Below are 14,622 nucleotides of genomic sequence, written 5' to 3' on the forward strand. Positions count from 1 at the left end.
CATGTCTATGCAATCCCTCGACATCAAACGGCGCTCGGCCACCACCACGCCGCCGCCCGGCATCCGCGAGCCCGTCACCGGGTCCGTGGCCAAGCTGATCGACGTCTCCAAGTGCATTGGCTGCAAGGCCTGCCAGAGCGCGTGCATGGAGTGGAACGATCTGCGCGACGAGATCGGCACCAATGTCGGCGTCTACGACAACCCGGCCGACCTGACCGAGCATTCCTGGACCGTCATGCGCTTCTCGGAGTACGAGAACCCGCAAGGCGACCTGGAGTGGCTGATCCGCAAGGACGGCTGCATGCACTGCGAGGACCCGGGCTGCCTGAAGGCCTGTCCCTCGCCGGGCGCCATCATCCAGTACACCAACGGCATCGTCGATTTCCACGAAGAGAACTGCATCGGTTGCGGCTACTGCATCACCGGCTGCCCGTTCAACGTGCCGCGCATCAGCAAGAAGGACCACAAGGCGTACAAGTGCACCCTGTGTTCCGATCGCGTGGCCGTCGGCCAGGAGCCGGCCTGCGTCAAGGCCTGCCCCACCGGCGCCATCGTGTTCGGCACCAAGGACGACATGAAGCAGCACGCCGCCGAGCGCATCGAGGACCTGAAGTCGCGCGGCTTCGAGCAGGCCGGCCTGTACGATCCGCAAGGCGTGGGCGGCACCCATGTGATGTACGTGCTGCATCACGCCGACCAGCCCGGGCTGTACCACGGGCTGCCCAAGGAGCCGCAGATCAGCCCGATGGTCTCGCTGTGGAAGGGCATCGCCAAGCCGCTGGGGGTGGCCGCCATGGCGCTGACGGCGCTGGCCGGCTTCTTCCACTACGCCCGCGTCGGCCGCAACGAGGTCGACGAGGAAGACGAACGCCGTGCCGAACAGGAGATCCGCCATGAGTGACGACCGCCATCACCGCCGGATCAAGCGCTATTCGCCCGGCGAGCGCACCAACCACTGGATCATCGCCTTCACCTTCATCCTGCTGGCGCTGTCCGGGCTGGCGCTGTTCCACCCGTCGATGTTCTGGCTCACCAACCTGTTCGGCGGCGGTCCCTGGACCCGCATCCTGCATCCGTTCATCGGACTGGTGATGTTCTTCTGCTTCGTGGTGTTCGCCGGCCACATGTGGCGCCACAACCTGATGACGAAGGCCGACCGCCAGTGGCTGAGCCAGCTCAACGACGTGGTCGAGAACCGCGAGGACAAGCTGCCCGAGGTCGGCAAGTACAACGCCGGCCAGAAGCTGCTGTTCTACGTGCTGATCCTGTGCATGCTGGGGCTGTTCGCCAGCGGCATCGTGATCTGGCGCGAGTTCTTCGCCTTCTATTTCCCGATCTGGGTGGTGCGCGCCGCCTCTGTGCTGCATGCCGTTTGTGCATTGGTGCTGATTTGCGCGATCATTGTGCATATTTATGCGGCGATCTGGGTCAAGGGCTCGCTCACGGCGATGCTGCGTGGCTACGTGACCGCGGGCTGGGCATGGAAGCACCACCGCGCCTGGTTCCGGGAACAAATCGGCAAGCAGTCCACGACGAAGTAAGCCGGCCCCGCGCGGCGGGCGTCACCAGGCGGTGGCGGCTCCGCCGGGTGGATCCCGCCCGATCCCACCGCACGGCTGCCTCCCCCTGTCGGGGCGGCAGCCGTGTTTGTTTATCTGGAGACGCAATTGCAGCGAATTCTTCCGCGCGGCGAGATCGAAGCGCTAGACCACAACACCATCCCCCGCATCCAGCTGCCGGCGCGCGATTCGGTCTTCGCGACGCGCGCGGCGCGCTTGCGGCAACTGGCCGTGGATAGCCCGGTGGCCGACTACCTGCTGCTGATGGCGCGGCTGGTCGACGCCCAGCAGAACGCCCTGCGCGGCTGCAACGCGCCGCCGGCCTCGGAAGACCGCATCGCCCTGGCGCAGGCCCATGGCATGCCGCCGCTGCAGGCGGTGGGATGGCCGCGCGACCCGCTGTGGCGCGACATCCTGCGCCAGCTGGTCGACGAGGTCGCCGGCGGCCAGGACGTGCCGGCCGAGGCGCTGGAAGTCTGCTCGGCGCTGCGCCGAGCGCTCGATGAAGACACCGAATCGCTCGAAGACCTGGCCGAGGCGGTGCTGTCGGAGCAGCATCGCGGCGTCGACGGCGCCGCCGCGCCGTTCGTCATGGCCGCCTTGCAGGTGTATTGGACCGACCTGGCCAGCCGCTTCGACGAAAAGCAGCTGCCGGTGGCCTCGCCCTTCGGCGTCTGCCCCGTCTGCGCCAGCCTGCCGGTGGCCAGCGTGGTGCGGGTGGGGGGGCAGTTCGAAGGCTACCGCTACCTGTGTTGCAGCCTGTGCGCGACCCAGTGGCACATGGTGCGCGTCAAGTGTTCGCACTGCGAGGACGTCGAGTCCGTGGCCTACCAGGCCATCGAGGGCCGCGCGCCCGCCATCAAGGCCGAGACCTGCGACCGCTGCCACACCTACCGCAAGATCTTCTATCAGGACAAGGACCTGCACGTGGAGCCGGTGGCCGACGACCTCGCCAGCCTGATGCTGGACGTGCTGGTGGGCGAGGCCGGCTATTCGCGCGCCAGCGGCAACCCGCTGCTGTGGCACGGCGCCGAAGAGGAATAGCCATGACCGGGCTTGCCGCCGCCGCCGACATTCCCGCGCTCGACCGGCTGCTGAACGCGCCGGCGCTGGCCGCGGCGCTGGACACGCATGGCCGCACGCAGGTGGTGGCGGCGCTGCGCCGGCACCTGGATGCCCTGCGCCAGCGCGCCCTGGCGGGTGAACTGCCGCGCGCGGAACTGGCGCAAGCCGCCGTGGCCGCCGCCGTCGACGGCGCCCTGGCGCGCGCCGCCGCGCCGCGCCTGCGCGCCGTCTACAACCTGACCGGCACCGTGCTGCACACCAACCTGGGCCGCGCGCTGCTGCCCGACGAGGCGGTGGCCTCGGTGCTGCGCGCATTGACCACGCCGGCCAATTTGGAGTTCGACCTGGACAGCGGCGGCCGCGGCGACCGCGACGACCTGATCGACGACCTGCTGTGCGAGTTGACCGGGGCCGAGGCCGCCACGGTGGTCAACAACAACGCCGCCGCCGTGCTGCTGATGCTGAACGCGCTGGCCGATCGCCGCGAGGTGGTGGTGTCGCGTGGCGAACTGGTCGAGATCGGCGGCGCCTTCCGCATCCCCGACATCATGAAGCGCGCCGGCGCCAGGCTGGTCGAGGTGGGCACCACCAACCGCACCCATGCCGCCGACTACGAGAACGCCATCGGCCCGCGCACCGCGATGCTGATGAAGGTCCATTGCAGCAACTACGCCGTCACCGGCTTCACCAAGAGCGTCGGCGTGGCCGAGGTGGCGGCGCTGGCGCATGCGCGTGGCCTGCCGGCCACGGTGGACCTGGGCAGCGGCACGCTGGTGGACCTGACCCAGTTCGGCCTGCCGCGCGAGGACACGGTGCGCGAGACCATCGCCGCCGGCGCCGACCTGGTCACCTTCAGCGGCGACAAGCTGCTGGGCGGCCCACAGGCCGGCCTGCTGGTGGGGCGCGCCGACCTGATCCGCAAGATCAAGAAGAACCCGCTCAAGCGCGCCCTGCGCGTGGGCAAGCTGACGCTGGCGGCCCTGGAACCGGTATTGCAGCTGTACCGCGCGCCGGAATTCCTGGCGCAGCGCCTGACCACGCTGCGCCTGCTGACCCGGCCGCAGCGCGAGATCCAGCCCATGGCCGAGCGCGTGCGCGGCGTGCTGGCGCACGCGGCGGGCGCCGACTACGAGGTCGAGGCGGTGCCGATGTTCAGCCAGATCGGCAGCGGCGCGTTGCCGGTGGACCAGTTGCCCAGCCACGGGCTGGCGGTGCGATATCGTGGCAAGGGCCGTCCCGGGCGCCATCTGGACCGGCTGGAAACCCGCTTGCGCCACCTGCCGGTGCCGGTGATCGGCCGCATCGCCGATGACGCGCTGTGGCTCGACCTGCGCTGCCTGGAGGCGCGCGACGAGGCCGCCTTCATCGAGCAGCTCGCCGGACTCGCGGCGCAATCCACGGAGCCGCGGGCATGATCGTCGGCACCGCCGGCCATATCGACCATGGCAAGACCACGCTGGTGCGGGCGCTGACGGGCGTCGATACCGACCGCCTCAAGGAAGAAAAGGCGCGCGGCATCTCGATCGAGCTGGGCTACGCCTATACGCCCCTGCCCAACGGCGACGTGCTGGGCTTCATCGACGTGCCGGGCCACGAAAAGCTGGTGCACACGATGGCGGCAGGCGCCAGCGGCATCGACTTCGGCCTGCTGGTGGTGGCGGCCGATGACGGCGTCATGCCGCAGACCCGCGAACACCTGGCGATCCTGGCGCTGCTGGGCGTGGCGCGCGGGGCGGTGGCGTTGACCAAGGCCGATCGCGCCGACGCCGCCCGGCTGGCGGCGGTGCGCGGCGAGATCGCGGCACTGGCGGCGGCGACGTTTCTGCAGGACGCGTCCCTGTTCGAGGTATGCGCGGCGCGCGCCGGCGACGCAGGCGTGGCGCGGCTCAAGCAGCATCTGGACGAGGCCGCGCAGGCGCTGGGCGCGCGCGATGGCGCCGGCCTGTTCCGGCTGGCAGTGGACCGCGTTTTCACGCTGGCCGGCCACGGCACCGTGGTGACCGGCACCGCGCATGGCGGCCGCGCGCGCGCCGGCGACGACGATGCCGACCTGCGCCTGATGCCGGCGGGCACGCGGGTGCGGGTGCGCGGCATCCACGCGCAGAACCAGCCCAGCGAGACCGGCGCGGCCGGCCAGCGCTGCGCCCTGAACCTGGCGGGGATCGACAAGAGCGCGATCACGCGCGGCGACTGGATCGCCGATGCGCGCTGCTTCCTGCCGTCGCGCCACGTCGATGTGGCCTTGACGCTGCTGCCTTCGGCCGAGGCGCCGCTGCGGGCCTGGACGCCGCTGCATGTGCACATCGGCGCGGCGCGGCAGGTGGCGCACGTGGTGCCGCTGTCGGCCGACGCGCTGGCCCCGGGCCAGTCGGGCTGGGTGCAGCTGGTGTTCGATGAGCCGGTGTGTGCGATGCCGGGCGACCGATACATCGTGCGCAACGCCCAGGCCACGCGCACCGTGGGCGGCGGCCGGGTGCTCGATCCGAACGCGCCGGACCGCAAGCGCCGCGCGCCGGCGCGGATGCAGTGGCTGCAAGGCGTGGCGGACATGCTGGATGGCGGCGGGCTGCAACCGCTGCTGGCGCAGGCCGCGCTGGGCCTGGACGAAACGGCGCTGCAACGCCTGGCAGGCAGGCCGGTGCGCGACCTGACGGCGCCCGAGGGGGCGATCTGGATCGAGCCGCGCACGCCGCAGGGCGCGCGCACGCTGATCCTGGCCACGCACTGGGAAGCGCTGCGGACACGGGTGGAGCAGGCGCTGGCGACCTTCCACCAGGGCGCGCCGGACGAACCGGGCCCCGACGGCTCCCGCCTGCGCCGCATGGCCTTGCCGGCCGCCTCCGAGGCGCTGTGGCAGGGGTTGCTGGAAGATCTGCGGCAGCAGGGCCGGGTGCTGCGCAACGGACCCTGGCTGCATCTGCCAGGCCACACCGCGGCGCTGGCCGAGGCCGAGGCCCAACTCGCGCTGCGCCTGCTGCCGCTGCTGGCCGCCGGGGCCTACGATCCCCCCTGGGTGCGCGACCTGGCGCGCGCGCAGGGCGAGCCGGAGGAGCGGGTGCGGCAGGTGCTGCGCAAGCTGCTGCGGCGCGGCGAGGTGGCGCAGGTGGTGAAGGATCTGTTCTACCATCGCGAGCGGGTGGCCGAGCTGGTGGCGCTGGCGATCGATCTCGCGGCAAGGCCCGAAGGATTGAACGCGGCGGCCTTCAGGGATGCGACGGGGCTGGGCCGCAAGCGCGCGATCCAGATCCTGGAGTTCTTCGATCGGACCGGCTTGACGCGGCGGCTGCGCGATACCCACGTGCTGCGCAACGACAGCGCGTATCTCGGGGCGGGCCAGGCGGTATCATAGGCGGTCTTTCATCGGCGGTTTTCTCTGGAAGGCATCCGTGCCCGGTGGCACGGCCGGGCTTCAAACCCGGTTGGGGACGTCAGACGTTCCCAGGTAGGTTCGACTCCTGCTGCCTTCCGCCAATTCGTGGCTGCCGGATCGCAAGTATCCGGATCGGTCCTGCATTTGTCCGTCTTGTTCCCCGGCCCGCTGAATCCGGCGTAGCTTACCGATCCGCCCGCGCCCATCGGACAAGACATCCCTGCGTAAACCCATGCCACCACATGGGGTTCAAGGCGCGGCGCTCCCGTAAAGCCCACGCCTGAACAGAACATGAGCCACGTCGAACCCACTGCGCCGCAGGTCAGCCTGATCGTGCCGGTATACAACTGCGAACGGTATCTGTCCGACCAACTGGACGCGCTATTGGCCGACGCCGCCTTGAGCCTGGAAGTGATCGCGGTCGACGACGGGTCCACCGATGGCAGCGTGGCGATCCTGCAGGCGCGTGGCGCCACGGACGCGCGCCTTCGCATCCTCAGGCAACCCCATCAGGGACTCGGCGCCGCGCGCAATGCGGGCCTGCGGGCCGCGCGCGGCGCCTGGGTCGCCTTCGCCGACGCCGACGATCTCCTGCCCTCGGCCGGCCTCGCCCGGTGGCACGAACAGGCCGTTTCGCAGGGGCTGGAGCTGCTGGTCGGAAACGCGTACCGGTTCACGCACGCGCCTGCACCCTTGCCCCGGTCCCCCGTCCTCACCCGGCAACCGACCGCCGGCGCCATGACGGGCGAGGATTGGATCGCGCACTGCGTCGCCATCGGTGAATGGCCGCACTATGTTTGCCTGCAATTGGTCAAGCGCGAACTCATCACCCGACACGGCCTGGCGTTCGATCCCTCGATATTTCACGAGGACATCCTGTGGACCACCCGACTCGCGCTGGTCGCCAGGCGCATGGGCTTCGCGTCCGAGCCGGTGTACGGCTATCGGCGCAACCCCGACTCGATAACCCTTTCGCCGTCAGCCCGGATACGCCAGTGGCGCGGCGTCAGCTACGTTCACATCATCGAGGCGCTGCTGGCGCTGTCCAGGCGGCAGGACCTCGGCCAGAGAACCCGCGTCTCGATCGTGCGTCACGTCCTGCATGAACTCCTGTGCTTTGTCGACCTGCTTCGCAAGGACGTCGAAAACCCGCAAGCGCGCGCCCAACTGGCGCGGTCGATGCTCGACCTGCGCGCCTGGCCGCGGCTGGTCCGCCATGCGCGCGGCGTCACCGACCTGCGGCGGGTGTTCAAGGCATACCGGCGCCTGAGACGAATGGCGCGAGGCAAGGGCGCTTTCACGCCGGACATGGCCGTCACGCGGTAGCAGCGCCGCACGCACAATCACGCGCGCAGCATCCTGGTGACGATGCCGTTGACGTTCGCGGCCTGCCAGTCCAGCGCGCCCAGGTGCCAGTGGCGGATGCGGCCGCCGCGGTCGACCAGGTAATTGGCGGGCAGGCCGACGGCATCCCATTGCCTGGCGGCGCTGCTGTTGCGATCATGCAGGACGGTGCCGGCGACCGGCCACTTGGCCAGGAAGGTGGTGATCTTGCCCAGCGCTTCGCCGACGTTCACGGCGACCAGGCGCAGGCCTTCTTCGCGGTGGCGCCTGGCCATGGCGGACATAAGCGGGAATTCGTCGCGGCAGGGGTCGCACCAGGTGGCCCAGAAGCTGACGATGACCACACTGCCGCGCCAGGCGGCAAGTTTCTGCTCGCGGCCCGCAAGGTCGGGCAGGACCAGCGGCGGCGTCCCAGCGGTCCAGGCGGCCCAGTCGGGACCCGTGGCGGCCTTGAGGGCGCTGTCACTGGCGGCGGCGCGGGCCCAGCCCGGCAGCGCCACCAGCGACAGCGTGGATTGCAGCAGGTGGCGGCGGCTGACCATGGGCGCGCTGGTTCAGGTGGACAGCGAACGGGCGGTCAGGGTGTAGCGGAAACTGTCGGGGTCGAGGCTGTCCAGGCGGCCGTCGGCGGTTTCGCCGTTGGGGTACATCAGGAACGGCACGGCGCCGTGGGCGGAGCCGGGCAGGACGACGTCGTGGCCATGGTTGTAGGCAACCCAGTTCATTTCCCACGCGCCGAACAGCATGACACGGGCGCTGCGCACGCGGGCGTCCGTGGTGGGCAGATCGCCGGGCGGCTCCTCCAGCATGACCTTGCGCACGTCGGCGGGGTCGACCGGGACCCAGCCGTAGCCGTCGGCGTAGAACTCGGCGCGGCAATGTTGCGCGCGGGTGACGTCGCCGGCCTTGCCCAGGCTCTTGAAGCCGAGCTGCGAATCGGCCACGCGCAGCCCGTAGGCGTCGCGGGCGGGAATGCCGGCGGCGCGCGCCAGGGCGACGAACAGCGCGTTGATGTCGGCGCATTTGCCGTTCAGGTCGTTGGCGGCAAGCATGTAGCGCACGTCGCCGGTGCCGCAGCCGCGGGTCGAGGCGGTGCGGCAGGTGTTGTCGACCACCCAGTCGTAGAGGGCCCGGGCCCGCGCCAGCGTGCCCTGGTGGCCGCGGGTGATGCGGTCCGCGGTGGTCTTGACGATGCCGTCGGTGGGCAAAAGCTCGGTGGGCTGGAGGTATTCGCGCAGGGTGGCGGCGCTTTCGCGCGAGGCGCCGGGTGGCGGCGGCTGGGTCAGGTCGACGCGGCGGTTGCGGGTCTGGAAGCGGCTGGTCACGGTGACTTCGCGCGGCGCCTGGGCGTCGGGCCATTGCACCGCCAGCATGCGCACGTCGTAGCCGGGCGCCTGCGCCAGCCGCGCGCTGCCGCCGCCGCTGACCAGCCAGGCGCTCTGCGCGCCGCGCTGGTACCCGGTGTCGGTGGCGTGGGGCAGGGGGATCCAGAGGCGCGCATGGGCGCCGGGGTCGCGGACCTGGATGTGGGTGGTCAGTTCGAAGCTGCGCCAGTCGGCGCTGACGGGCGCCTGGCCGGCGCGCGCGGCCAGGGGCAGGGCCGCGGCCTGGGTGGCGCACAGGGCGCTCGAGAAACGGAGGAAGTGTCGGCGATCCATATAGCCCTCACGCACGGTGAAGTTTGGCTGTCGGTGCGCCCGGTGGCGGGCGGCCGTCCGTTGCTGCCTGCTGCCGGATCATCATAGGGCCATTCGGGGGCGCGATGCTATCCTTTTCCCCATCACCTACGGAGAGATTCACATGACCCAGGATGCAGCGTCCGCGGCGGTGCCGCGCTTGACCTCGCTGTCGCACGGCGGCGGCTGTGGCTGCAAGATCGCGCCCGGCGTGCTGTCGCAGCTGCTGGCGCGCTTCGGGCCGGCCGCCAGCTACCCCAACCTGCTGGTGGGCACCGAGACGGCCGACGATGCCGCCGTCTACCGGCTCAACGACGAGCAGGCGCTGATCGCGACCACCGACTTCTTCATGCCGATCGTCGACGATCCCTACGACTTCGGCCGCATCGCGGCCACCAATGCGCTGTCGGACGTGTACGCCATGGGCGGCACGCCGATCATGGCGCTGGCCATCGTCGGCATGCCGATCAACGTGCTGCCGCACGGCGTCATCGCCGACATCCTGCGCGGCGGCGAGTCGATCTGCAAGGAGGCCGGCATTCCGGTGGCGGGCGGCCACAGCATCGACTCGGTCGAACCGATCTACGGCCTGGCGGCCATGGGGCTGGTGCATCCGGACCGCATCAAGCGCAACGCCGATGCGCGTGCCGGCGACGTGCTGGTGCTGGGCAAGGGGCTGGGCGTGGGCATCCTGTCGGCGGCGCTGAAGAAGAACCGGCTGGACGCCGACGGGTACCGGGTGATGATCGACACCACCACCCGCCTGAACCGCCCCGGCGCGGCGCTGGCCGCGATGGACGGGGTCCATGCGATCACCGACGTCACCGGTTTCGGCCTGCTGGGACATACGCTGGAGATGGCTCGCGGCGCGGGGCTGACCGCCAGGCTGCGGCGCGAGGCCTTGCCCTGGTTGCCAGGCGTGCAGGCCTTCGCCGCCGAAGGCGTGGTCACCGGCGCGTCGGGCCGCAACTGGGCGTCGTATGGCGAATCGGTGCGGCTGGGCGGGGACGTATCCGATGTCGAACGGGCGTTGCTGACCGACCCGCAGACCGCTGGCGGCCTGTTGGTCGCCTGCGATCCCCAGGCGGCCCAGGCGGTGCTGGAGCTGTTCCGCGAGCAGGGCTTCGCGGACGCCGCGGTGGTCGGCGACATGGTCGCGGGCGACGCGCTGGTGCGCGTCGACTAGCGGGCGCGGGCCGCCTCGGGTCCGGGAGCGGCGCGCCGCGCGCCGCGCATGCGCGGCGGGCCGGTTCAGGGGCGATCCGGCCGCAATGGCACCTGGTGCTGCACCTGGTGATTGATCTGCCATTGCAGCAGCGGGGCATACGCTTCCAGCCGTTCCTGCTCGGCCGCCTGCGCTGCCGACGCGACCCGCTCGGGCGCCAGCGCCAGGCCGCTGGCGCCGGCCCAGGGCAGGATGCGTCCGGGATGATCGCGCCGGTAGGCGCCGTCGCGCGTGATCAGCAGGCGCGGGTTGTTGAAGCCAAAGCACCATTGCGGATCGGGCCGCGCGGCCAGCAGATCGCAGCCGCTGCGGAAATAGGGAGTGTCCGGCAGGCTCAGGTGGTACAGCGTGGGCAGGATGTCCTTGTGGCTGCCCGGGCGTGACGGATCGTAGCTCGATTGCCCACGATAGGCCGGTGGCACATACAGGTAGAACGGCACCGCGCGCGCCAGGACGGCGTCGGTGTCGGCGGAATAGGCGACCCCCAGGATGTTGTGGTCACCGGTGGCTGCGACGATGGTGCGGGCGCCTTGGGCGGAGCCTTTCAGGCCGCTCAGGAAGCGCCCAAGCTGGTCGTTGGCGTAGCGCAGCGTGTCGAAGGCGTCTTCCAGGCCTGTCCAGTTTTCGTAGTAGGGCAGGCGTTCGACATCGCCCAGCTCCAGGCCGCCGCGCTGGCCGCCTTCGGGAACCAGGAACGGCGGGTGGTGGGTGGTGGACAGGCCGACGATGAAAAGGTGTTCACCGTCACGGTCGGCCCGCGCCAGGCGCTCGGCGATGTAGCGGAACATGTATTCGTCGGGCACGCCCCAGGCGCCCGCCTGCGCCTCGGGATAGCGGTGCTTGAGCGTCAGCTGGTCGGCGAACTCATGCGCGCCCAGATGCGTGGCGAATCGGCCCAGGTTGCGCCAGGTGGCCGTGCCCGAGGTGACGAACACCACCCGATAGCCGCGCGCCAGGAATGGCGTGAAGGCATTGCTGGCGAAGGTGGCATTGGCCGCCGACGATTGGCTGATGGCCAGCACCGGACTGCGCACCAGCAGCCGGCTGAGCGAATCGATGGTGCCATTGCCTTCGGACAGGAAGCGGTCGAAGCGCCAGTCCTGCCGCCAGTGCGGCCGCAGCGCGCCCAACAGGTCGCGGCCGGGGCGGTCGTGGGTGTTCATGTGGTGCCCCATGCTTTCCATGACCTGCAGCACGACGTGCGGCGGCCGGGCGCGGGCTGGCGGATTGGCGCCGGTGCTGGCCATGAAGGGTTGCAGATCGCGGCCGGGTCGTCCCAGGAAACGCCGATACAGCCGCGCGCCTTCGTCAGCGGTGACGGGGCTGAAGCGCTTGTCGTTGTCGCGCTCGGACAACGCCCAGAAGAACGCCGAAATGCCGTTGGGCGTGATGTCGTTGAGCAGGCGCAGCGACGAGATGCCGGTGTCGTCCTTGTTGAGCGGAAAGGTGCCCAGCGAGCCGCGACAGGCCAGCACCGTGACGCCGATGATCAGGAACAGCCGCAGCGCGCTGGGAACCAGCGCGCGCCGCGCCAGCCGCGCCCGCATGATGCCCGAGCCCCAGCGCCGCGCCAGCCAGTACGTCGCGCCCAGCACCGCCGCCAGCAGCGCCAGCGTCCGCAGCACCGGATAGCCGTGCCACAGCGTCGCCAGGATGGCGCGGGTGTCGTCGTCCATCAGGCCGAATACGAAGATGTCGATCGAGCGCGAGAACGTGGCGAAGTAGTACACGCTCACCACCGTGCTGGCGGCGAACAGGGTGGCCAGCACTGCGCCCAGGCCTGGCAGGCAGCGCAGCCACAGGGCGTGCGCCGCCGGCCGCGCGGCCAGCACCAGCGCGGCCAGCAGCGGCACTGAGAATGCGATCGCCGCGACCTTGATGTCAAACAGCAGGCCGGTCGCCAGCATGCGTTTGACGTCCTGCGGCAGCGCCGCGTAGGCGCCGGGGGGCGCGTAGGCGGCCAGCAGATAGGCGCGGCCGGCGCCCTGCGCCAGCACGGACACCAGCCATGGCGCCAGCAGGATCAGGAAGGAACGCTGGAAGTTGATAAACCAGGATTGCCAGGCGTCGGTGGAACGGAAGAGCTTCATCTGCGCCATGAAAGGAGGGCGGGGCATTGCGCCGTGAAACGGCGGCAACGGGCCCGCGCGACCGCCGGGGGAACGGGGCGCGCGGGTTCATTCGCAGGGGGGGAGCTCGGGTCCGTGCGTGCTATGCAGGCCGCAATCTACAGGAGGGGGAACGCAAATCTATGAAGGTTTGTATAGAACTTGTAGTGAGTCGCCCAAGCGGGTCGCACAAACCGGTCGCCCAAGCCGGTCGCCCAAGCCGCAAGAGCGCCTGGCGATCGCCAGGCGCCGGCATGGCGGGGGATTCGGCCTCGCGGGGGAGGCCTTATTCCGGAGCCAGCAGGCGCGCCGTGGTGGCGGCCTGCTGCACCAGCCAGCGCGTCACGATCTCGGCGTCGGGGGTGCTGCGGCGCGCGTTGCGCACCAGCCAGTAGGCGTGCTCGGTGGCGTCCGCCGGCTGGCCGCCGACCGTCGCCAGGCGCTTGTCCGCCAGCATGGGCGCGATCAGCGCCAGCCGCCCCAGCGCGATGCCATGGCCGGCCAGCGCCGCGTGCACGATCTGGTCGTACTGGTTGAAGCGCAGCATGCCCTTGGGCCGCACTCGCCCCAGGCCGCGCGCGTTGAGCCACTCCGACCATTGCAGCCAGGGCCGGGTGGGGTCGTCGAACTCCAGCAGCACATGGCGCTGCAGTTCGCGCGCATCCAAGGCGCGCGCCTGCAGGGAGGGATGGGCCACTGGCACCACCGACTCGCCGAACAGCCAGACGGCTCCGTCCGGCACGGTGTCGCGCAGGCTGTAGCGGATGGCGATGTCGACGCTTTCGCGGTCGATGTCGATGACCCGGTTGTCGGCCGCCACCCGCACGTCGATCTGCGGATGGGCGGCCTGGAAGTCGCCCAGGCGCGGCAGCAGCCACAGCGAGGCCACGCCGATGGTGGTGGTGACGGTGACTGGCGTGCGGCGTTCCGGGGCGCGCAATTGCTCGGTCAGGTCGCCCAACTGGCTCAGCCAGGTGTCGGCCATGCGGAACAGCTGCGCGCCTTCCGACGTGAACGACACGCTGCGAAAACCACGCACCAGCAGCGGCACCCCCAGGTGGGCCTCCAGCGCCCGGATCTGGCGGCTGACCGCCGACTGCGTCACGTGCAGGTCCTGCGCCGCCAGCGTGATGCTCATGCGGCGGCCCACGGCGACGAAGCCTCGGACCAGATCAAGCGGGGGAAGTTTTGCCAGCGGGTATGACATTCGTAAAACTCATGCGTGTGCGGCGGAAATGTCGCTTGTGCAATATAACGCCTGCGGCGTCCAATATGACTCAGACGACGGGTGATGCGGTGGCCAGCCGCCCACGCCCGCCATGATGGCCGCCGTTGCGGCGGGGGGATGCGCCATGATCCGGTTATGTTGCACTGCGGGAATGTCATTTCGCCTGGCCCGGGGTTCGACTATGCTGCTCAGACGGGCCTCGGGCCTGCGCATCGAGTGCCACGCCGGCGCGCTCTGGCTGTCCGAGTACCGCCGTCCGGACGACAGCGTATTGCAAGCCGGCCAGTCCATCATCGTGGGCAGCGATCGCGATGTCGTCCTCAGCGGCCTGCCGGATGCGCAGGTCGCCCTGGTTTCCCAGGTTCCCCAGCCGTTGGAGCTTTTGTCATGAATGCGTCCCTGCCCGCCACGCCCCGCCTCGAGATGTGGTTCGATTTCGCCAGCCCCTACAGCTACCTGGCGATCGAGCGCATCGGCGCCCTGGCGGCGCAGGCGGACGTGCGGGTCGACCTGCGGCCATTCCTGCTCGGCCCCATCTTCCAGGCCCAGGGCTGGAACGACACGCCGTTCCGCCTGTTCCCCGGCAAGGGCGCCTACATGATGCGCGACATCGCCCGCCTGGCCGAAAAGTACGGCGTGCCCTACAACCGGCCGCGCCTGTTTCCGCGCATGAGCGTGCTGCCCGCCCGGATCGCGCTGCTGGGGCAGGACGAGCCCTGGGGCCGTGATTTCTGCCTGTCGGTGTTCCGCGCCAATTTCCAGCACGACCAGGACATCCAGGCCGAGGACGTGGTGCACACGCTGCTGACCGACCTGTCGCTCGACGCCGACGCGCTGATCGCGCGCGGCAAGTCGGAAGCCGCCAAGGAAGCGCTGCGGCGCCGGGTCGACGAGGCCCGCCATCTGGGACTGTTTGGCGCCCCGACCTTCCTGGTGGACGGCGAGATGTTCTGGGGCAACGACCGCCTCGAGGACGCCCTGGACTGGACCCGCCGCGCCCCTGTCGGCGCCTGGGCCGCCGCGGCCGGCTGAACCCGGCGCTCACCT

General features: G+C 70.2%; 13 protein-coding genes and 1 tRNA gene. 10 read left to right on the forward strand and 4 right to left on the reverse strand.

Annotation, left to right across the window (positions count from 1 at the left end):
• Position 1 precedes the first annotated feature (1 nt).
• The 7 genes from fdxH to AC6CR5_RS21965 all read left to right on the forward strand — a co-directional run bounded on the left by fdxH (position 2) and on the right by AC6CR5_RS21965 (position 7,320).
• Complete coding sequence (gene fdxH, locus AC6CR5_RS21935) at positions 2-901, forward strand: formate dehydrogenase subunit beta (RefSeq protein ID WP_020925488.1); 900 nt, start codon at positions 2-4, stop codon at positions 899-901.
• Positions 894-1,541, forward strand: a complete 648-nt coding sequence (locus AC6CR5_RS21940; protein WP_006387324.1) for a formate dehydrogenase subunit gamma — start codon at positions 894-896, stop codon at positions 1,539-1,541. Before fdxH ends, AC6CR5_RS21940 begins: the two co-directional genes overlap by 8 nt.
• 126 nt (positions 1,542-1,667) lie before the next feature.
• Positions 1,668-2,603, forward strand: a complete 936-nt coding sequence (gene fdhE / locus AC6CR5_RS21945) for a formate dehydrogenase accessory protein FdhE (RefSeq protein WP_035182973.1) — start codon at positions 1,668-1,670, stop codon at positions 2,601-2,603.
• Between the two features lie 2 nt (positions 2,604-2,605).
• Positions 2,606-4,039: an L-seryl-tRNA(Sec) selenium transferase gene (gene selA, locus AC6CR5_RS21950; RefSeq protein WP_150101885.1), complete on the forward strand. Its 1,434-nt coding sequence runs from the start codon at positions 2,606-2,608 to the stop codon at positions 4,037-4,039.
• A complete protein-coding gene (gene selB, locus AC6CR5_RS21955) occupies positions 4,036-5,973 on the forward strand; it encodes a selenocysteine-specific translation elongation factor (RefSeq protein ID WP_150101886.1) in 1,938 nt (645 codons plus the stop codon). Before selA ends, selB begins: the two co-directional genes overlap by 4 nt.
• Before the next feature lie 26 nt (positions 5,974-5,999).
• Positions 6,000-6,095 (forward strand) — tRNA-Sec (locus AC6CR5_RS21960).
• A 190-nt stretch (positions 6,096-6,285) separates the two neighbouring features.
• Positions 6,286-7,320: a glycosyltransferase gene (locus AC6CR5_RS21965; RefSeq protein ID WP_498084954.1), complete on the forward strand. Its 1,035-nt coding sequence runs from the start codon at positions 6,286-6,288 to the stop codon at positions 7,318-7,320.
• 17 nt (positions 7,321-7,337) lie between these two features.
• Here the strand turns inward: AC6CR5_RS21965 and AC6CR5_RS21970 are convergent, their stop codons facing one another.
• Positions 7,338-7,880 (reverse strand): TlpA disulfide reductase family protein, encoded by a 543-nt coding sequence (locus tag AC6CR5_RS21970; protein ID WP_498084955.1) that lies wholly within the window; start codon positions 7,878-7,880, stop codon positions 7,338-7,340.
• 12 nt (positions 7,881-7,892) lie between these two features.
• Entirely contained in the window at positions 7,893-8,996 is a 1,104-nt protein-coding gene (locus tag AC6CR5_RS21975; RefSeq protein ID WP_498084956.1) for a transglutaminase-like domain-containing protein, read from the reverse strand.
• A gap of 142 nt (positions 8,997-9,138) precedes the next feature.
• On the opposite strand from AC6CR5_RS21975, the gene selD reads away from it, so the two are divergent.
• Complete coding sequence (selD, locus tag AC6CR5_RS21980) at positions 9,139-10,200, forward strand: selenide, water dikinase SelD (protein ID WP_054508071.1); 1,062 nt, start codon at positions 9,139-9,141, stop codon at positions 10,198-10,200.
• A gap of 65 nt (positions 10,201-10,265) precedes the next feature.
• Here selD and AC6CR5_RS21985 read toward each other — a convergent pair whose 3' ends face one another.
• On the reverse strand, positions 10,266-12,356 hold the full coding sequence (locus AC6CR5_RS21985; protein ID WP_498084957.1) for an LTA synthase family protein: 2,091 nt from the start codon (positions 12,354-12,356) through the stop codon (positions 10,266-10,268).
• Positions 12,357-12,633: 277 nt separating this feature from the next.
• Positions 12,634-13,554 carry a LysR substrate-binding domain-containing protein gene (locus AC6CR5_RS21990; RefSeq protein WP_026385134.1) on the reverse strand — a complete coding sequence of 307 codons (921 nt, stop codon included), beginning with the start codon at positions 13,552-13,554 and terminating at the stop codon, positions 12,634-12,636.
• A 172-nt stretch (positions 13,555-13,726) separates the two neighbouring features.
• On the opposite strand from AC6CR5_RS21990, the gene AC6CR5_RS21995 reads away from it, so the two are divergent.
• The gene (locus AC6CR5_RS21995; RefSeq protein ID WP_080564186.1) at positions 13,727-13,966 is read left to right on the forward strand and encodes a DUF2917 domain-containing protein; all 240 of its coding nucleotides are present in this window, start codon (positions 13,727-13,729) and stop codon (positions 13,964-13,966) included.
• Positions 13,963-14,607: a 2-hydroxychromene-2-carboxylate isomerase gene (locus tag AC6CR5_RS22000; RefSeq protein WP_006384404.1), complete on the forward strand. Its 645-nt coding sequence runs from the start codon at positions 13,963-13,965 to the stop codon at positions 14,605-14,607. Before AC6CR5_RS21995 ends, AC6CR5_RS22000 begins: the two co-directional genes overlap by 4 nt.
• Positions 14,608-14,622 lie beyond the last annotated feature (15 nt).

It is taken from the genome of Achromobacter sp. EG18 (assembly GCF_059759395.1).